The 19,082-nt window shown below is 62.5% G+C and carries 16 protein-coding genes and 2 tRNA genes; 10 read left to right on the forward strand and 8 right to left on the reverse strand.

Annotated elements, in window-relative coordinates:
• Positions 1 to 3: 3 nt before the first annotated feature.
• The 5 genes from N8H22_RS19655 to N8H22_RS19675 all read right to left on the reverse strand — a co-directional run bounded on the left by N8H22_RS19655 (position 4) and on the right by N8H22_RS19675 (position 3,433).
• Positions 4 to 78: transfer RNA gene (locus N8H22_RS19655), tRNA-Gln, on the reverse strand.
• Between the two features lie 52 nt (positions 79 to 130).
• A tRNA-Gln gene (locus tag N8H22_RS19660) sits at positions 131 to 205 on the reverse strand.
• Between the two features lie 19 nt (positions 206 to 224).
• The gene (ispE, locus tag N8H22_RS19665) at positions 225 to 1,085 is read right to left on the reverse strand and encodes a 4-(cytidine 5'-diphospho)-2-C-methyl-D-erythritol kinase (RefSeq protein WP_264592168.1); all 861 of its coding nucleotides are present in this window, start codon (positions 1,083 to 1,085) and stop codon (positions 225 to 227) included.
• Positions 1,085 to 1,702, reverse strand: coding sequence for a lipoprotein insertase outer membrane protein LolB (gene lolB / locus N8H22_RS19670; protein ID WP_264592169.1), 618 nt, complete (start codon positions 1,700 to 1,702; stop codon positions 1,085 to 1,087). The genes ispE and lolB overlap by 1 nt, the downstream gene beginning before the upstream one ends.
• Before the next feature lie 3 nt (positions 1,703 to 1,705).
• Positions 1,706 to 3,433: a tetratricopeptide repeat protein gene (locus N8H22_RS19675; protein WP_264592170.1), complete on the reverse strand. Its 1,728-nt coding sequence runs from the start codon at positions 3,431 to 3,433 to the stop codon at positions 1,706 to 1,708.
• 181 nt (positions 3,434 to 3,614) lie between these two features.
• On the opposite strand from N8H22_RS19675, the gene hemA reads away from it, so the two are divergent.
• From hemA to N8H22_RS19705, 6 genes are all read left to right on the forward strand, one after another.
• Positions 3,615 to 4,883, forward strand: a complete 1,269-nt coding sequence (gene hemA / locus N8H22_RS19680) for a glutamyl-tRNA reductase (protein WP_264592171.1) — start codon at positions 3,615 to 3,617, stop codon at positions 4,881 to 4,883.
• Entirely contained in the window at positions 4,880 to 5,962 is a 1,083-nt protein-coding gene (gene prfA, locus N8H22_RS19685; RefSeq protein ID WP_264592172.1) for a peptide chain release factor 1, read from the forward strand. The genes hemA and prfA overlap by 4 nt, the downstream gene beginning before the upstream one ends.
• A 51-nt stretch (positions 5,963 to 6,013) precedes the next feature.
• A complete protein-coding gene (gene prmC, locus N8H22_RS19690) occupies positions 6,014 to 6,841 on the forward strand; it encodes a peptide chain release factor N(5)-glutamine methyltransferase (RefSeq protein ID WP_264592173.1) in 828 nt (275 codons plus the stop codon).
• Positions 6,842 to 6,865: 24 nt separating this feature from the next.
• Entirely contained in the window at positions 6,866 to 7,621 is a 756-nt protein-coding gene (locus N8H22_RS19695) for a molybdopterin-synthase adenylyltransferase MoeB (RefSeq protein WP_264592174.1), read from the forward strand.
• Positions 7,614 to 8,408 (forward strand): glutamate racemase, encoded by a 795-nt coding sequence (gene murI, locus N8H22_RS19700; protein ID WP_264592175.1) that lies wholly within the window; start codon positions 7,614 to 7,616, stop codon positions 8,406 to 8,408. The genes N8H22_RS19695 and murI overlap by 8 nt, the downstream gene beginning before the upstream one ends.
• 84 nt (positions 8,409 to 8,492) lie before the next feature.
• Positions 8,493 to 9,011, forward strand: a complete 519-nt coding sequence (locus N8H22_RS19705) for an acyloxyacyl hydrolase (protein ID WP_264592176.1) — start codon at positions 8,493 to 8,495, stop codon at positions 9,009 to 9,011.
• 61 nt (positions 9,012 to 9,072) lie between these two features.
• Here the strand turns inward: N8H22_RS19705 and N8H22_RS19710 are convergent, their stop codons facing one another.
• The 3 genes from N8H22_RS19710 to upp form a co-directional block, all read right to left on the reverse strand.
• Complete coding sequence (locus tag N8H22_RS19710; RefSeq protein WP_264592177.1) at positions 9,073 to 9,384, reverse strand: YkgJ family cysteine cluster protein; 312 nt, start codon at positions 9,382 to 9,384, stop codon at positions 9,073 to 9,075.
• 73 nt (positions 9,385 to 9,457) lie between these two features.
• A complete protein-coding gene (locus N8H22_RS19715) occupies positions 9,458 to 10,717 on the reverse strand; it encodes a uracil-xanthine permease family protein (protein ID WP_264592178.1) in 1,260 nt (419 codons plus the stop codon).
• A 2-nt stretch (positions 10,718 to 10,719) separates the two neighbouring features.
• Entirely contained in the window at positions 10,720 to 11,358 is a 639-nt protein-coding gene (gene upp / locus N8H22_RS19720) for a uracil phosphoribosyltransferase (protein ID WP_264592179.1), read from the reverse strand.
• 306 nt (positions 11,359 to 11,664) lie between these two features.
• Between upp and N8H22_RS19725 the strand changes: the two genes are divergently transcribed.
• The 4 genes from N8H22_RS19725 (at position 11,665) to N8H22_RS19740 (ending at position 19,036) form a co-directional block, all read left to right on the forward strand.
• The gene (locus N8H22_RS19725; protein WP_264592180.1) at positions 11,665 to 12,222 is read left to right on the forward strand and encodes a hypoxanthine-guanine phosphoribosyltransferase; all 558 of its coding nucleotides are present in this window, start codon (positions 11,665 to 11,667) and stop codon (positions 12,220 to 12,222) included.
• Between the two features lie 569 nt (positions 12,223 to 12,791).
• Entirely contained in the window at positions 12,792 to 14,675 is a 1,884-nt protein-coding gene (locus N8H22_RS19730; RefSeq protein ID WP_264592189.1) for a DUF1302 domain-containing protein, read from the forward strand.
• A gap of 99 nt (positions 14,676 to 14,774) precedes the next feature.
• Positions 14,775 to 16,136 carry a DUF1329 domain-containing protein gene (locus tag N8H22_RS19735; RefSeq protein WP_264592181.1) on the forward strand — a complete coding sequence of 454 codons (1,362 nt, stop codon included), beginning with the start codon at positions 14,775 to 14,777 and terminating at the stop codon, positions 16,134 to 16,136.
• Positions 16,137 to 16,414: 278 nt separating this feature from the next.
• Positions 16,415 to 19,036: a LuxR C-terminal-related transcriptional regulator gene (locus N8H22_RS19740; protein ID WP_264592182.1), complete on the forward strand. Its 2,622-nt coding sequence runs from the start codon at positions 16,415 to 16,417 to the stop codon at positions 19,034 to 19,036.
• Positions 19,037 to 19,082 lie beyond the last annotated feature (46 nt).

Here is a 19,082-nt window from a genome sequence, read left to right on the forward strand (position 1 = left end):
GTATGGCAGGGGCGGCTGGATTCGAACCAACGCATGCCAGGATCAAAACCTGGTGCCTTACCGCTTGGCGACGCCCCTGTAGGGTCAACTTCATTGGTGCGTTCGCGATCGTACGAACCTTGGGAGGTTATGGCAGGGGCGGCTGGATTCGAACCAACGCATGCCAGGATCAAAACCTGGTGCCTTACCGCTTGGCGACGCCCCTGTATCGTACAACCCGTGTGCTACGCACTTACTTCCTGAGCCAGTCTTCCGAGGCTGCGGTGCAACATCGAGATGTTACGCCCCTGTGCTACGAAACTTGGCAAATCGGCTGGAAGTTGGCGGCGAACTTTATCAGCCTCACCCTGGTTTGGGAAGCTCCCAAACACACAAGCTCCAGTGCCGGTCATTCTTGCTGGAACAAATTTGTTCAACAAGCTCAAAGCGTTACGCACTTGCGGGTAACGCTTCTCGACGATCGGCTGGCAGTCGTTATGACCACCCCTTGCAAGAAGGCTGCGAACTGTAATGGCCGGGGTATTACGTGTCAACTCTGGGTCGGAAAATATTTCCGCTGTACTAACAGAGACTTGCGGAGCGATTACAAGGAACCACGGCTCCTCGAGTTCGACCGGTTGGAGACGTTCGCCAACCCCTTCGGCGAACGCGGCATGGCCGCGGACGAACACCGGCACATCGGCGCCCAGGGAAAGTCCTATTTCGGCCAGGCACTCCTCGCCGAGATGCAGGTTCCACAGGTGGTCGAGGCCGAGCAGCGTGGTAGCGGCATCAGAACTGCCGCCCCCAATGCCGCCGCCCATAGGCAGGCGCTTGGTGAGACGGATGTCGGCTCCGAGCCGGCAGCCACTCTGCGTCTGCAGCAGGCGGGCGGCGCGCACGATCAGATTGCTATCGTGCTCGACGCCCGGCAGTTCGGTGTGCAGACGGATCTGGCCATCCTCGCGCAGGCTGAAGGTCAGCTCGTCACCGTAGTCGAGAAACTGGAACAGCGTCTGCAACTCGTGATAGCCATCGGCGCGACGACCGAGGATGTGCAGCATGAGATTGAGCTTGGCCGGTGCCGGCAGCGTCAAGGCATGCATCAGTGGCCCAGCTGGCGTGGCTGCCAGTCCTTGATCACCAGCGTGATCTGCAGGTCGCGGCCCTGGAGCTTGATCCGTTCGGGCAGGGCGTAGCCGTCTTCGCTGCGGTAACTGAGGTACTCGACCTGCCAGCCATCCTGCTCCAGGCGTGCCAGCCGGCTCTCGCTGTCGAGTCCGAGGCGGCTGCGGCTATCTGGCGCCGGCAGCCCGCGGACCCACCAGAGCAGGTGCGAAACTGGCAGCTGCCAGCCGAGCTGCGCCTCGACAAGTGCTTCCGGCGAGTCGGCTTCGAAGCGGCCCTGGCCGGCGACCTCCAGCGACACGGCGTCCGGGCGGCCGGTGAGGCGAGTGGCTCCGCGGCCGAGCGGGCCGGACAGGCGGATATCGAAATAGTCCTGGCGCTGCAGCCAGAACAGCGTACCGCTGCCGGAGTCCTGTGGCGCACGAATGCCGATCTTGCCGCTGATCTGCCAGCCGTCGAGCGCTGTTATCTCGGCCTTGTGCGTTTTCCAAGCCGAGGTGTTGCCCGGTCCTTCGACGGATTCGCGCGGGCCGAACCCTGCGCAGCCGACAAGCAGCACGGCCAGCAGGGGGGCGATAAGGTGGTGCAGCTTCATGGGTCAGGGTTTCTCCGAGCCGGTCAGACGCCGCAGAGTGTCACGCAGGATCTGGCTGTCCGGCTCTTGTTCAAGGGCACGCGACCAGATGGCGCGCGCTTCGCTGCGCTTGCCGCGGATCCATAGCACCTCGCCGAGGTGGGCGGCGACTTCGTGGTCGGGGAGCTGATTGTGTGCCTTGCGCAGCTGACGCTCTGCTTCATCCAGGTTGCCGAGGCGGAAATGCACCCAGCCGAGACTGTCCATGATGGCCGGGTCGTCGGGATTGAGCTGGTACGCCTGTTCGATCAGTGTCAAAGCCTCCTGGTGCCGATCGGTACGATCGGCAAGCGTGTAACCCAGGGCGTTGATGGCCATGGCATTGTCCGGCTCGCGTTCGATGATGAAGCGCAGGTCGCGCTCCAGCTGGCGCAGGTCGCCGCGTTTCTCGGCGAGCATTGCGCGGGTGTAGAGCAGGTTCAGCTCATCGGGATACTGCTGCAGGGCCTGCTGCACGAGCTTCCACGCCTGAGTGGTGCGGTTGTGCTCGGACAGGGCCTCGATCTCGATCAGGTAGAGCTGAATGGCATAGTCGGGTTGTTCCTCGCGGGCCTGCGCCAGCACTTGCGAGGCTTCCTTACCGCGTTGGCGAGAGTACAGCAGCTGGCTCTGCAGCAGCTTGGCTGGCAGGTAGTCGTTGCCAGGTCCCACCTGGGCGAATGCCTCCAACGCTTTGCTTTCCTTGTCTAGCGCCTGGTAGGCGCGGCCCAGATTGAACTGCGCCGCGTCGACATGGCTGCCACGCTCGATCAGCTCCTCGAGATAAACGATTGCCTCGCGCCAGGCTTCGGCCTCCAGGCACACCAGTGCCATGGAGAAACGCAGGTCGTCATCGGTCGGATTCTGCTGGACCAGCGTGGCGAACTCGCTCATGGCCTCATCCAGACGTTCATGTTCCACTAGCAGGCGTGCATAAGTCAGGCGCAGACGTTTGTCTTCCGGGTATCGGCGCAGCCCCTTCTCGAGCAGCCCAAGGGCCTCTTCACCGCGTTCGAGAGCATGCAGCAGTCGGGCCTGGAGGAGGACCGACGGGACCTGCTGCTGCTTGACCGGTTGCGCTTCGAGCAGGGCCAGTGCTTCCTCGGTACGGCCGTCCTGCTGCAACAAAACTGCCTTGCCGAAGGCCAGCTGCGGGTTGTCTGGGTGCTTGTTCAGCAGGCGATCGAAGCTTTGCAGCAGGCCGGCGCGGGTATCCGGGTCGGTTTCGGCGGCGGAGAGCGCAAGAAAGTCGAAATGGGTATCGCCCTGGCCTAGCAGGACCTTCTCCATGAATTCCAGTGATTCCTCGTAGCGGCCGCCGCGCGCCAGCTGCACGGCCGCGGCGCGCTGGGCATCGAGATTGTCCGGTGCGTTACGGGCCCAGATCAGTGCGGAGTCCAGCGCCGCCTGGTCCGCACCGAGGTATTCGGCAATGCGGAAGCTGCGTTCGGCGACACCCGGGTCCTGCGTCGCGTTGGCTTGCTGTACGTAGTTGCCCAAGGCGATATCGAAGCGGTTGCGTTGCCCGGCAAGCTCCGCAACCAGCAGGGCGTAGAGCGTTTCCTGGCTGAACGAACCGTACTCGCCCGTTTTGGCCGGCTGGGCTTCGGACGCGGCCTCCTGTACCGGCGGCGTACCCTCAGGGGCGTTCGGCAGGAGGGTCTGGCAGCCTCCGAGAAGCAGCAGGGCGGCGAGGGTGGCGAGTCTTTTCATAAGGGAGGTACGGCTGGGTCTGCGGTCGCGGCATGATGACACAAGCTGTCAGGCAAGCACATGGGCGTGGTCTGCGCGGGCTGACGGGGTCCTGGGTCGTCTGACAATCGTGGGCAATGGTTGTTCTGAGTCTGGCGAAGTAGGAGAATTGCGCGCTTCGTATTCTGATCAGCGATCCTGCATGGCTTTCCTCGCGCTTGGTATCAATCACAAGACCGCTTCGGTGGACGTCCGCGAGCGCGTGGCCTTCACTCCCGAGCAGATGGTCGAGGCCTTGCAGCAGCTGTGCCGTGTCACGCCAACGCGCGAAGCGGCGATCCTCTCCACCTGCAATCGCAGCGAGCTGTATCTGCAGCAGGACCAGGTCGAGGCGGATGCCGTGCTGGCCTGGCTTGCCAACTATCACCGTCTGAGCCTCGACGAGTTGAAGGCCTGCGCTTATGTGCATGTCGATGATCAGGCCGTGCGGCACATGATGCGGGTCGCTTCGGGGCTGGATTCGCTGGTGCTGGGTGAGCCGCAGATCCTCGGTCAGATGAAGTCCGCCTACGCCGTCGCTCGTGAAGCAGGTAGCATCGGTCCGCTGCTGGGGCGGCTGTTCCAGGCGACGTTCAGCACCGCGAAAACCGTGCGCACCGACACTGCGATCGGTGAGAATCCGGTCTCCGTAGCCTTTGCCGCCGTCAGTCTGGCGCGGCAGATCTTCAGCAACCTGCAGCGCAGCCAGGCGCTGCTGATCGGCGCCGGCGAAACCATCACCCTGGTGGCGCGCCACCTGCACGAGCAGGGCGTGAAGAAGATCGTCGTCGCCAACCGTACCCTCGAGCGCGCCAGTGCCCTGGCCGCGGAGTTGGGGGCGCAGGCAATCCTGCTCGCCGACATCCCTCAAGAGCTGCACAACAGCGACATCGTCATCAGCTCCACGGCCAGCCAGTTGCCGATCCTTGGCAAGGGCGCGGTGGAGCAGGCGCTCAAGCGGCGCAAGCACAAGCCAATGTTCATGGTCGACATCGCCGTGCCGCGGGACATCGAGCCGCAGGTCGGTGAGCTGGATGACGTCTACCTCTATTCGGTCGATGACCTGCACGAGGTGGTGGCGGAGAATCTCAAGAGCCGCCAAGGCGCGGCACAGGCTGCCGAGGAGCTGGTCTCCGCCGGCACCGAGGATTTCATGCTGCGGCTGCGCGAACTGGCCGCAGTGGATGTACTCAAGGCCTACCGGCAGAGCGCCGAGCGGATTCGCGACGAGGAGCTTGGCAAGGCCCAACGGCTACTGGCCAATGGCGGCAATGCCGAAGAGATTCTCGCCCAGTTGGCGCGCGGTCTGACCAACAAGCTGCTGCATGCGCCCAGCGTCCAGTTGAAGAAGCTGTCTGCCGAAGGCCGGGTGGACGCGTTGAGCATGGCCCAGGACCTCTTCGCCCTGCATGAGGGCACGGAAAAATCATGAAAGCTTCGTTGCTGAACAAACTGGATGTCCTGCAGGACCGCTTCGAAGAGCTCACTGCACTGCTTGGCGACGCCGAGGTCATCAGCGATCAGAATCGTTTCCGCGCCTATTCGCGCGAGTACGCTGAGGTCGAGCCGGTAATCGTCGCCTATCGCCAGTTGCGCAAGGTGCAGCAGGATCTGGCCGGCGCCCAGGCGTTGCTCAAGGACAGCGATCCCGACTTGCGCGAGATGGCCGAGGAGGAAGTGGCCGCGGCCAAGGCCGAGCTCGAGACGCTGGAAGGCAACCTGCAACGCATGCTGTTGCCCAAGGATCCCAACGACGGACGCAACGTCTACCTCGAGATTCGAGCCGGCACCGGTGGTGACGAGGCGGCGATCTTTGCCGGTGATTTGTTCCGCATGTACTCGCGCTATGCCGAAAGGCAGGGCTGGCGCGTCGAGATCCTTTCCGCGAGCGAGGGCGAGCACGGCGGCTTCAAGGAAGTGATTTCTCGCGTCGAGGGCGACAACGTCTACGCCAAGCTCAAGTTCGAGTCCGGTGCCCATCGCGTTCAGCGCGTACCGGAAACCGAGTCCCAGGGACGCATTCACACCTCGGCCTGTACCGTGGCCGTATTGCCGGAGCCGGACGAGCAGGCAGCCATCGAAATCAATCCGGCCGAGCTGCGCATCGACACCTATCGTTCGTCCGGCGCGGGTGGCCAGCACGTCAACAAGACCGATTCGGCGATTCGCATCACCCACTTGCCCACCGGCATCGTGGTGGAGTGTCAGGAGGAGCGTTCGCAGCACAAGAACCGCGCCAAGGCGATGGCCTGGCTGGCGGCCAAACTGCAGGATCGCCAGGATGCCGCCGCGCATAAGGAGATTTCCGAGACGCGCAAGCTGCTGGTCGGTTCCGGCGACCGTTCCGAACGCATTCGTACCTACAATTTTCCCCAGGGGCGGGTGACCGATCACCGTATCAATCTGACCCTGTACTCGCTCAATGAAGTGATCGCCGGCGCGGCGGAGCAGGTCATCGAGCCGCTGCTGCAGGAATATCAGGCCGATCAGCTGGCCGCGTTGGGCGACTGATCGCCGTACGCAGGTGCGGTCTGCGCCCTGTGATTGGAGAAACCCGCCGCCATGGCCACCATCCAAGCCCTGCTCGCACGTGCCGAGCTGCCCGATTCCCCCAGCGCCCGGCTGGATGCCGAATGGCTGCTCGCCGCGGCGCTCGGCAAGTCGCTCAGCTACCTGCGTACCTGGCCCGAGCGCGAGGTGCCGGCCGAGAGCGCCGAGCGCTTCGCCGCCGATCTACTGCGTCGCCGCCAGGGTGAGCCAGTGGCCTATATTCTCGGTCGGCAGGGCTTTTGGAGCCTGGAACTTGAGGTTGCGCCGCATACCCTGATTCCGCGTCCGGATACCGAGCTGCTGGTGGAAACCGTGCTGCAGCTGCTACCTGCGACGCCGGTGCGGTTGCTTGATCTTGGCAGCGGCACGGGCGCGATCGCGTTGGCCCTGGCGGCCGAGCGACCGGCCTGGCAGGTCACCGGCGTGGACCGGGTGCGCGAGGCGGTGGCTCTGGCAGAGCGCAACCGCCTGCGTCTGGGGCTGGCCAATGCGCAGTTTCGGCAAAGCGACTGGTTTTCCGAGCTGGCCGGCGAGCGTTACCAGCTAATCGTCAGCAATCCTCCTTACATTCCCGCCAGCGATCCGCATCTCGGGCAGGGCGACGTGCGCTTCGAGCCGCGTAGCGCGCTGGTCGCCGGCGTGGATGGCTTGGACGACATCCGTCGAATCGTCGCCCAGGCGCCCGATCATCTGCAGTCGCACGGCTGGCTGCTGCTCGAGCACGGCTACGACCAGGCCGACGCGGTACGGGAACTGCTGCGTCGACGGGGGTTCGTGGCGGTCGAAAGCCGCCGCGATCTGGGCGGGCACGAGCGTGTCAGTCTCGGGCGGCTGCCGTGACTCCATCATTCAGCGAGGCCTTTCATGCTCAGTGACGAAGAACTGCTGCGCTACAGCCGCCAGATCCTGCTCAAGCAGGTGGATGTGGAAGGGCAGCTGCGCCTGAAACAGAGCCGGGTGCTGATCGTCGGGCTGGGCGGGCTGGGTTCGCCGGTGGCGCTCTACCTTGCCGCAGCCGGGGTCGGTGAGTTGCACCTGGCGGACTTCGACACCCTGGACCTGACCAACCTGCAGCGGCAGATCGTGCACGACAGTCGCGGGCTGGGCATGCACAAGGTCGACTCGGCAATGGCCCGGCTGGAGGCGCTGAATCCGCATGTTCGGCTAGTGCCGTACCGGGCCGGGCTGGATGCGGACTCGCTCGCGCAGGCCGTTGCCGGTGTCGATCTGGTGCTCGATTGCACCGACAATTTCGGCATTCGCGAGGCGGTGAACGCCGCCTGTGTCGGGGCGAAGAAACCGTTGGTCAGTGGTGCGGCGATTCGCTTGGAAGGACAGCTCTCGGTATTCGATCCGCGCGACGCCACCAGCCCCTGTTACCACTGCCTCTACGGCCATGGCAGCGAGACCGAGCTGACCTGCAGCGAGGCGGGCGTGCTCGGGCCGCTGGTCGGGCTTATCGGCAGCCTGCAGGCGCTCGAGGCGCTCAAGCTGCTGGCCGGTTTTGGCGAGCCGCTGGTAGGGCGGCTGCTGCTCGTCGATGGCTTTGCCAGTCGCTTCCGCGAGTTGCGGGTCAAGCGCGATCCGGGCTGTGCCGTCTGTGGGGGCGGTGGTGACTGAGCGGGCGGCTCCGGTCGGAGTGTTCGATTCCGGGGTCGGCGGGCTTTCCGTGCTGCGCGAGATCCGTCAGCGCCTGCCGCATGAGCCGCTGCTGTATCTGGCCGATAGTGCGCACGTGCCCTACGGCGAAAAAACGCCCGAGTTCATCCGTGAGCGTTGCCGGGTCATCACGGCTTTTCTTCTGGCGCAAGGCGCCAAGGCTCTGGTGCTGGCCTGCAATACCGCCACCGCCGCCGGGATCGCTGAGTTGCGCGAGCTGTATCCGGCCTTGCCGATCATCGGCATGGAGCCCGCGGTGAAGCCTGCCGCACGCGCTACCCGCAGTGGCGTGGTCGGTGTGCTAGCGACGACCGGGACACTGCGTAGCGCCAAGTTCGCGGCGCTGCTGGACCGCTTCGCCAGCGATGTGCGCGTGATCACTCAGCCGTGTCCGGGGCTGGTGGAACGGATTGAAGCCGGCGCGCTTGATGACGCGGCGACACGGGAACTGCTCGCCGGCTGGGTCGGGCCGTTGCTCGCCGAAGGCTGTGACACGCTGATTCTTGGGTGTACGCACTACCCGTTCATCAAGCCGTTGCTTTCGCAGATGGTGCCGCCGGATGTACAGCTGATCGACACCGGCGCGGCGGTGGCCCGTCGACTCGAAGCTCTACTGGACAGTCGTGAGTTGCTGGCCAGCGGTGAGGCGCGGGTGCGTTTCTTTTGCAGTGGCGATCCCCGGCGAATGGAAACGGTCCTTCCTATACTTTGGGGTGAAAAGTCGCCAGTTGAGTTCTTCGCGGGGTAGGAACTCGCTGCGCGCCAGAGTTTCTCAAATGAAGTAGCGATCTAGAAAACCAATAAATTGCCGTCCTTAAATAAGGAAGTTCCGATGAAAAAACTGATCCCCTTTACCGTCGTTGCGGTGCTTTGCGCCGGTCAGGTGACTGCTGCCCAGGCGATGGGCGTCACCGGTGCGGTTGGCCAGACCGGCGAATCGACCATGACCTATCGACTGGGAGTGCAATTCGAGTTCAATCGCAGTTGGCTGCAGAGTGATGTCGGTCGGCTGACCGGCTACTGGGATGCGGGCTACACCTACTGGGAGGGCGACGAGACCTCTGCCAATCACAGCTTGTCGCTGGCGCCGGTGTTCGTCTATGAGTTCGCCGGTCAGTCGGTCAGGCCGTACATCGAGGCTGGTATCGGCATCGCAGCCTTCGAAAGCACTGAAATCGAGGATCACGACCTTGGTTCCTCGTTCCAGTTCGAGGACCGGATCGGTGCCGGCCTGCGCTTCGCCGGTGGCCACGAAATTGGGATTCGCGCCTTGCACTACTCCAATGCTGGGCTGAAGAACCCCAACGATGGCGTGGAAAGTTATACCGTGCACTACCGGATGGATTTTTAAATCCCCGGGCGCAGCCTCAGCCCCTTGCTCGCAGGCTGCGCAGTCCTTGTCGAGGCTTCGCTCAGCGATAAGCTGATGCGGAGCCCTGGCGTTCCTGCATACAGTCTTCCGAGCCCAGCTCGAACTCGCGACAGATCAGCGGACGTTTCGCATATATGGTGCAGCGCATGCTGTCGCGGTCCAGCGCCGCACACCAGCCGTCTTCGAGGCGATGCATAACCTGGCCGCCCCATTGATCTTCATCGATGTAGCGCTCCGGCACCCCGGTATCGCTGATCAGCAGCACCTCCAGCCGGCAACAGCAGGCTGCGCACGTCGAACAGCTCACCGTGCGGTCGCTGCGCTGAACGTGCGGAATCAGAGATGTGCTCATATCGTGTGCCGTGTGGTTAACCCGCGTTGGAGGCAGCTGCGGCGATCGGCAGCGAAGCCGATCACCGCTTCGTTCAGACGCTTTCGTCGAGCTGCTTGTTGCGCCAGCCTTCGCCACCGGGCAAAAGCAGATTGAGCAGCAGGGCGATGATGGCGCACAGCGAGATGCCGGACAGGCTGAACTCGCCATAGCCGAATGCCATGCCGCCAATGCCGAAGACCAACGTCACCGAGACGATGATCAGGTTGCGTGCCTCTGACAGATCCACTTGATGGCGGATCAGGGTACTCAGACCCACCACCGCGATCGAGCCGAACAGCAGGCAGAGGATGCCGCCCATCACCGGGACCGGGATGCTCAGCAGGGCTGCGCCGAACTTGCCGATGAACGCCAGTACGATGGCGAACACCGCGGCCCAGGTCATGACCTTCGGGTTGTAGTTCTTGGTCAGCATCACCGCGCCGGTAACCTCGGCGTAGGTGGTGTTCGGCGGCCCGCCAAACAGGCCGGCGGCAGAAGTGGCGAGGCCGTCCCCGAGCAGGGTGCGATGCAGGCCTGGTTGCTTGATGTAGTTGTTGCCGGTCACGCTGCCGATGGCGACGACCCCGCCGATATGCTCGATGGCGGGCGCCAGGGCGACCGGAACCATGAACAGGATGGCGCCCAAGTGGAATTCGGGGGCGACGAAGTTCGGCATGGCCAGCCAGGGGGCGGCGGCGATGGCGCTGGTATCGACCACGGCGAACGCCAGGGACAGCCCGTAGCCCACTGCGACGCCCGCGAGGATCGGCACCAGGCGGAACAGTCCCTTGCCCAGCACGGCGACCAGCAGGGTGGTGACCAGCGCCGGCATGGAAATCATCATCGCGGTTGCGTAGGGCACCAGCTGAGTACTGCCGTCACCCGACTTGCCCATCGCCATGTTGACTGCGACTGGCGATAGCGCGAGGCCGATGGAGATGATCACGGGCGCGATCACTACCGGCGGCAGCAGGCGGTCGATGAAGCCCGGTCCTTTGAGGCGTACCGCAAATCCTAGAATGACGTAAACCACGCCCGCGGCCACGACGCCGCCAAGCACCGCCGGCAGGCCGAACTCGCCCTTGGCGGCGATGATCGGCGCGATGAAGGCGAAGCTGGATGCGAGGAACACCGGGACCTGACGTTTGGTCACCAGCTGGAACAGCAAGGTGCCCAGGCCTGCGGTGAACAGCGCGACGTTCGGGTCCATGCCGGTGATCAGCGGCATCAGCACCAGCGCGCCGAAGGCGACGAATAGCATCTGCGCGCCGGCGAGCACCTGGCGGCCGACCGGTTCTTGCATGCTCGACATGCTCAGACGTCCTTCTGCTTGGTGCCGAAGATCTTGTCGCCGGCATCGCCGAGGCCGGGAACGATATAGCCATTCGAGTCGAGGCGTTCGTCGATGGAGGCGGTGTAGATCGTCACGTCGGGGTGCGCGCGGTCGACGGCGGCAATGCCCTCCGGTGCGGCTACCAGCACCAGTGCGCGAATTTCCTTGCAGCCGGCTTTCTTCAGCATGTCGATGGTGGCGACCATCGAGCCGCCGGTAGCCAGCATCGGATCGATGATGATGGCCAGACGCTGTTCGATCTCAGGCACCAGCTTTTCCAGATAAGTCTGGGCCTGCAGGGTTTCCTCGTTGCGGGCGATGCCGACTGCGCTGACCTTGGCGCCGGGGATCAGGCTGAGCACGCCGTCGAGCATGCCGATGCCGGCGCGCAGAATCGGTACTACCGTGATTTTCTTGCCGGAGATCTTTTCGACCTGTACCGGGCCGCACCAGCCGTCGATACTGCAGTGTTCGAGCGGCAGGTCATGGGTTGCCTCGTAGGTGAGGATCGAACCGACTTCCTGGGCCAGCTCCCGGAAGTTCTTGGTGCTGATGTCGGCGCGGCGCATCAGGCCGAGTTTGTGGCGGATCAGCGGGTGGCGGATCTCTCGAATAGGCATTGGGGGCTCCGGCGCTCAAGTAAATCGGCGTAGATTAAAGCATCACTGTGCCAGCGGCTATGCGGGTTCATTCATCTTGTCGACTTGCTGAGGCGGGTCTGGATGAGTATCTTGCCGTCCCTTCATTTCAGGGCTGTGCAGCGGGCTAAGCTGACCAATCGGTCAGTGGTGCCGGGCTGGTCAGGCAGCGAGCAGGAGTTGGATGTCCGGGATCCGGACGTTATCCCTGTGGACGTTGTCGAACCAGGTGAAGCGCGTGCTGGCACGCCCGACCCTTTCAACGCTTATCCAGCTGGAGAACGCTCCATGTCCGTCGACCTCGAACACATCCGCCAGATCATGGCTGAAAGCGACTGCCTATACACCGAAGCGCAGGTCGAGGCGGCCATCACCGCCGTTGCCGAGAAGATCAATGCCGAATTGGCGGAGCGCAATCCGGTGGTTTTCTGCGTGATGAATGGTGGGCTGATCTTCGCCGGCAAATTGGTGCCGAAGCTGAACTTCCCGCTGGAGCTGTCCTACCTGCATGCGACGCGTTATCGCAATGACACCAGTGGCGGCGAGCTGTTCTGGAAGGCCAAGCCGGAAGTGTCTTTCATTGATCGCGATGTGCTGATCATCGATGACATCCTTGATGAAGGGCACACCCTGGGGGCAATCATCGATTTCTGCCGCCATGCCGGGGCCGCCGCGGTGCATACCGCCGTACTGATCGACAAGGACCATCAGCGCAAGGCGCGCCCGGATCTCAAGGCCGACTACATCGGACTGAGTTGCATCGATCGGTTCATCTTCGGCTACGGCATGGATTACAAGGGATATTGGCGCAACGCCCCCGGCATCTATGCGGTGAAAGGACTCTAATAGCCTTGAGCGCTACCGGCTCGCTCTAGGCCGGTAGCGGATGGCGGCTGCTGGGCGACTTTTAAGCCGCCTGCGTCAACCTCTGCCAGTGCCGGTTCCCCGCGCCCCGCACTACGGGGCCTTTTGCTGGCTCCTTCGGAGCGCAGCATTCCCCAGTGTGTGTTTCGTTTCGCCTCAGTAACGCGTGACGCGGTAACGCAACCACACGATGGCACTCGTCACGCGGCCCTCTTACCTGTCTCGCTAGTGGCATTCCAGTGTTCCGCCCGCTGCCAGGACGAGGCGGTACGTTGCTGCATGCGTATCCGCCTACGACTTTCGGATAAACGTCACAGATTCGTGCACTTTTAGGTCAGAACCGCTCTATTCCGGCCTTTGCCAAGTGTGTTTTCGCGGCTAAGCTCCGAGCAGCCCTGTTCCGGTGCGGCGCTGTGCTATCGCGCTCAAATCCAAGGCTGGAAGGGTCTTTCATACTTAAGGATGACACGCTAAATCAAACCTTAGTGCGCTTAACCCCCCGGAGGTGTCTGGGTAGGGTTGGCGTACTTCGAACCAACCAGGAGCGCCTCATGACAAAAACAACAAGGCAAGGAATCTTCCAGCCCACGTCCCTAGCTCTCGCGATCGCCTTGAGCACCGCAGCGCCGGCCTACGCCGTCAACTTCAACATCGGCGAGATTGAAGGCCAGTTCGATTCATCGATGTCGATCGGTGCCAGTTGGTCCATGGAAGATCGGGATATGGATCTGGTTGGCATAAACAACGGTGGGACCGGTTATACGCAGACGGGTGATGACGGTCGGTTGAACTTCAAGAAGGGTGAGACCTTCTCGAAGATCTTCAAGGGCGTGCATGATCTGGAACTGCGCTACCGCGACAGCGGCGCCTTCATCCGCGGCAAGTACTGGTATGACTTCGAACTGAAAGACGAGAGCCGCCTGTTCAAGGACATCAGCGACAGCAACCGCAAGGAGGCTGCACAGTCTTCCGGCGCCGAAATTCTCGACGCATTCCTCTATCACAATTATTACCTCGGCGAGCTGCCGGGTACCGTCCGGGTCGGCCGCCAGGTCGTGAGCTGGGGCGAGAGCACTTTCATCGGCAACTCCATTAACTCCATCAACCCGCTGGATGCTGCGGCATTCCGCCGCCCGGGTGCAGAGATCAAGGAAGGCCTGATTCCGGTCAACATGCTCTACGTCTCGCAGAGCCTGACCGATCGCCTGAGTATGGAGGCGTTCTATCAGCTTGAGTGGGACCAGACCATCGTCGACAACTGCGGAACCTTCTTCGCGGTCGATGTGGCCCAAGACGGCTGTGATAACAACTATCACGTGGGCAATCCCACAATTGCGCCTCTGGAGCCGCTGGCCGATGCCTTTGGTCAAGGCTTCGACGTGACGTCGGAAGGCGTGGTGCTACCGCGGGGTGGTGACCGCGACGCGCGCGATTCCGGGCAGTTCGGGCTTGCCTTGCGTTGGCTCGGTGATGCGACTGAGTACGGCGCATATTTCATGAACTACCATAGCCGCACGCCTATCGTTAGCACGCAGTCGGCGAGCGGTATTCTGGCCCTTGCCGCCAATCCAGCCTTCGGCGGGGCAGTGGGTGGTGCCGTTGCGGTTCCGGGCGGCCCCTGTGATCCGGCGGTGTGGGGGGCAAATACACCAGCATGCGTGACCAGTGTGGCTGGGGGCGTATTGCAGTCTGCCGCGCTGGGCAACGGGCGCTACTACCTTGAGTATCCTGAAGATATCCAGCTCTATGGCGCCAGTTTCTCCACTACGCTGCCGACTGGTACCGCTTGGTCCGGTGAGATCAGCTATCGTCCCAACGCTCCAGTGCAAATCAATACTCAGGACATTACCCGAGCGTTGCTGAACCCGCTCGCGGTTGGGACAGGCGGCTCGGCGGTGTCGCCGATCGCTTCAAGCGAAGGCGCTGAAAACCGCGGCTACAACCGCAAGGAAATCACTCAGATCCAAACGACCTTCACGCACTTCTTCGATCAGGTGCTGGGGGCAGAACGGGTAACCGTGGTTGGTGAAATCGGCTACACCCATGTCGGCGGACTGGAGAGCAAGGACGAAGTGCGCTACGGCCGCGATGCCATCTATGGCTCGGTGGATGATGCGGCTGCTCTGGCAGCTTATGGCGACGACGGCTTCGTCACCGCCAACTCCTGGGGCTACCGCCTGCGCGCCATCGCCGATTACAACAACGTTTTTGCCGGGATCAACTTCAAGCCGAACCTGTCCTTCTCCCACGATGTCGATGGCTATGGTCCGAACGGCCTGTTCAACGAAGGTTCCAAGGCCGTCAGCGTCGGCCTGGACGCTGAGTACCAGAACACCTATACCGCCAGCCTGTCCTATACCGACTTCTTCGGTGGCGACTACAACACGCTGGTCGACCGCGACTTCCTCGCGTTCAGCGTTGGCGTGAACTTCTAAGGGGGCGCCTGGTTGCCGGATGAGCCGAGCGGCGCATCCGGTGGCTGATGAGTGTTATGTATGGCCTCCGGCCAAAAAGATCAGAGGAACTGGAATCGTATGAAAACAACAAGAAAACTGTTCAGTGTCTTGGCCCTTTCTCTGCTGGCAAGCAGCGTCATGGCGGCGGTATCTCCCGATGAAGCCGCCAAACTCGGTACTTCGCTGACGCCGCTGGGCGCGGAGAAGGGCGGGAACGCAGACGGCTCGATCCCTGAGTGGACCGGTGGTCTGAACACCGATGCCGCGCCGCTCAAGAGCGGTCACCTCACCAATCCATTCAAGGGCGAGCAGCCCAAGTTCGTCATCACCGCGCAGAACGCCGAGCAGTACAAGGACAAGCTCACGGCTGGTCAGCTGGCAATGTTCAAGCGCTACCCGGAAACTTACAAGATTCGCGTGTTCCCGACTCATCGTAGCGCTGCCGTTCCGGACGCAATTTACGATGCTGCGAAGAAAAGTGCGCTGAATGCGTCGCTGGTCGAGGGCGGCAACGGCGTCAGCGGTTTTACCGATAGTCGCTATTACGCCTTCCCGATTCCAAAGAATGGGCTCGAAGTGGTTTGGAACCACATCACCCGATATCGCGGTGGCAACGTGCGCCGCAATATCGTCCAGGCAACCCCGCAAACTAACGGCAGCTACACCCTGGTCCACTTCGAGGACGAAGTGGCCTTCCCGAGCGACATGAACGATCTGGATGCGGAACGCGCCAAGAACGCGCTGCTGTTCTTCAAGCAGCGCGTGACTGCGCCGTCGCGCCTTGCCGGTAACGTGCTGCTGGTGCACGACTCGCTCGATCAGGTGAAGGATCCGCGCCAGGCCTGGATCTACAATGCCGGCCAGCGTCGCGTGCGCCGTGCTCCGCAGGTGGCGTATGACGGTCCGGGTACCGCCTCGGATGGTATGCGTACCACCGACAACTTCGATATGTTCAGCGGCGCGCCGGATCGCTACGACTGGAAACTGGTTGGCAAGAAGGAACTGTATATCCCGTATAACAGCTTCGAGATTGCCTCCAGTGACCTGAAGTACGACGACATCATCAAGGCCGGGCACGTCAATCAGGATCTCGCGCGTTACGAGTTGCACCGCGTGTGGGAAATCGAGGCGAACCTGAAGAGCGGCGAGCGCAACATCTACGCCAAGCGTCGCTTCTTCGTCGATGAGGATACCTGGACGATCGTCCAGTCCGAGCTGTATGACGGTCGTGGCCAGCTGTGGCGTGTCGGTGAGGGGCACATGTTGCAGTACTACCAGCACAAGGTGCCTGCATACGCGTTCGAATCGCTGTATGACATCATCTCGGGACGCTACATCTCGATCGGTATGAGCAACGAGGAGAAGCCTCACGAGTACGGCTACAAGGCGTCCGCGCGGGACTTCACTCCGGCGGCTCTGCGTAACGCAGGGGTGCGTTGATCTCCAGCAGATCCTCTCGCTAACGAGGCGGCCAATTGGCCGCCTTTTTTTTGCCGAAAAGTCGGGAATGTCGATTGGCGGGATGAACTTGAGTCGATCGGAAGAAAACGCGACGGCAAGAGTCATAAAAGCGGGTCGACAAAGCGGCGCGTTTGCGGCAGCGTTGCACCGGCGGAGAACGTTTCCTGGTTCGTAACGATCACGATGGGCTGGGAATCGCCAGGCAGGTCGCCTCCGCTACCTCAATGGACTGATATACGAACAAGAGAAACAGTGCCATGTCCGTACGCTTCATTCCTGACGCGACCAGCGTAGCGACGACTGCTCAGGCTCAGGTTGCGACCATTCCCCGTTTGCCGCCGGCGCATGTGCCGCGTTCAAGGCTTGCCGATGCGATGCTGGCGGCGGATTGTCGGTTGCGGCTGATCTGCGCACCGGCCGGGTTCGGCAAGAGTGTGCTGATGAGCGAATGCGCCAGGCGGGTGCCGGCTGACACCTCGCTGGTGTGGTTGGATCTGGGAGGGCGAAGTTTCTCTCCGGAAGACCTGTACGCTCAGCTGGCACTGGCATTGGGATATCCAACTGCAGATGGCGATGCGCAACAGCAACTGGTGACATTGCTCGGGCAGCTCCGTCAGCCGCTGTGGATCATGCTCGACGATTATCCGCGTGAAGTCTGTCCGGCACTGGATGCCTGTCTGGATATGCTGCTGGAGCAGGGCGCCGATTCCGTCAGCTGGTGGGTCAACAGCCGCCGGCAGCCGGCGTGGAAGCTGCCACGTTTGTTGTTGCAGGGGCACCTGTTCGAACTCGATGCCGAGGCGCTGGCATTGACCGCTGAGGAGCTTGCTCAGGTGTTGCGCGCGCATCGACTGCAGTTGCCCGCCGACAGCTTCCAGCAGCTGCTGGCCGGCACCGAGGGTTGGCCAGCAGGTGTTTGCCTGATGCTGCTGAACGCTGATGAGCAGGCCATGCGCGAACGCCTGATCGCTGGAACGCCACTGCTGCGCGATTATGTCCAGCGCGAGGTGCTGCAGGGGCAAAGCGAGGATATCCGACGCGCGCTGTTCGCCCTGGCGCGGATGCCGCGCTTCTCGGCGGCACTCTGCGATCACGTTCTCGACGGCCCCGGCGCAGACCTTCTCGACGTGCTCAAGACGTTCCAGCTGTTCGTTCGGCAGATCGATAACTGTGGCGAGTGGTTCCGCCTGTGGCGTCCGCTTGCGCTGATGCTGCAACGCGTCTCCGAGGCGGCTTCGCCTACACAGGTACATCTGCGGGCTTGCCAGTGGTTCGCCAGCCGCGGCGACATGCGCGAGGCAGTAGAGCACGCTCTCTGGGCCGGACAGCCCGAGGTCGCTGCCAACTATCTGCAGCGGTACGGCCAGGAACAGCTGTTGATCGGCGACAATGTCTCGCATTTTCTCAAGTGGCGCGCCGAGTTGCCTCAGGATTTGTTCGCCAGTACCACGCGGCTGATCGTCCTGCAGGGCTGGGCATTGATCGTTTCCGCGCGCCTGGATGAAGTTGACGACTGCCTGGCCGAGCTGGCCAAGTTCTTCCCGCAACCCGACGCGCGTCGGCAGACACAGTTGCTAGCACAGTGGCAGGCGCTGCGCGGGTTCGTGGCGCGATTGCGTGGCGAGCCGGAAGTTCGAGAGCACTGCCTGCAAGCGCTGGAGGTACTTTCCGATCACGCCTGGGCACAGCGCGTGCTGTGCTATCAGGCGCTCACCCAGCATGCAATGGCCGAAAGTGAGCTCGAACTCGCTCAGCATTACAACAGCGAAGGCATGAAACTCGCCCGGCTCAAGGGGAGTGTGCTGTACGAAGTGATGCTCAGCGTGGATCGCATCCAGCTGCTCGAGCTGACGGGGGAATTCGAACGAGCGGTCGGTGTGCTCGACGAGGCGCTGCGGGCTTTGCGCGACTGCGTCCGCCACAGCCCGATCATCGGCCGCCTGCAGTTGCTGCAAGGACATCTGCTGGCTTACCAAGGGCTGGACGAACAGGCTCGTGACGCCTTTCAACAGGGCCGGCTGGAAACCGAAACCTGTGGTGACTCCTACGTCTTCTTCGGCTACGTGGGGCTGGCCGAGCTGGCAGCGCGTAACCACGAATTTGCCGACGCCTACCACTGGCTACGCGAGGCGGAGCGGCTGACTCAGTGGAGGCATGTACCCGAGGCGCGGTTTCGCGGCATTCTCCGGTTTGTCACCGGGGTGGCGTGGCTGCATCAGGGTGAGCTGAAGAAGGCCCGCACGGCGTTGCTGCAGGTGCTGGAGCTGTACGAGGGGCAGCGCGTTCTGTCCCCTTCAGGATTCTACGAGCTGTTGCCTCGCCTGCGTCGCTACCTGGCGGTCATCGATATGCTGGAAGGGCGGCCGGATGCGGCGGTTCAGGCACTGCACGAACTAATCGAGCAGAATCAGGGCGCGCAACGGCAGGGGCTCGCCTGTGAGTGTCGTTTTGCACTGGCCGAGGCACTGCTCTTATGCGGCCAGCCGCTGGAGGCTGACCAGGAGCTGCGTCGGGCCCTCAGCGAAGCGGTGCGTCAGCAGCTGGTGAAGCCGCTTTACGAGCTGCAGCATCGTCAGCCGCAATGGCTGGCTCGGATCCTGCCGGCGGCGACCAAGGGTGAAAGTCTGCGCGATCGTCTGCAGCAGTATGAGCGGGAGCCCGACGAGACGCTTGTTTCCAGCGATGACGTACTGCTGAGCAATCGCGAGCTGACGGTGCTGCGATTGATTGCGCAGGGCTGTTCCAACCAGGAAATCGCGGAGCAACTTTTCATCTCCTTGCACACCGTCAAGACTCACGCGCGCCGCATCAATACCAAGCTTGGCGTGGCGCGTCGGACTCAGGCGGTGGCCAAGGCGAAGGCGCTCGCCTGGCTTTGAATGCCAGTGGAACGGGCAGGATGAGTGGGGTGTAGCGCAGGCAAGG

It is taken from the genome of Stutzerimonas sp. S1 (assembly GCF_025966695.1).
In the GTDB taxonomy this organism is placed as follows: domain Bacteria; phylum Pseudomonadota; class Gammaproteobacteria; order Pseudomonadales; family Pseudomonadaceae; genus Stutzerimonas.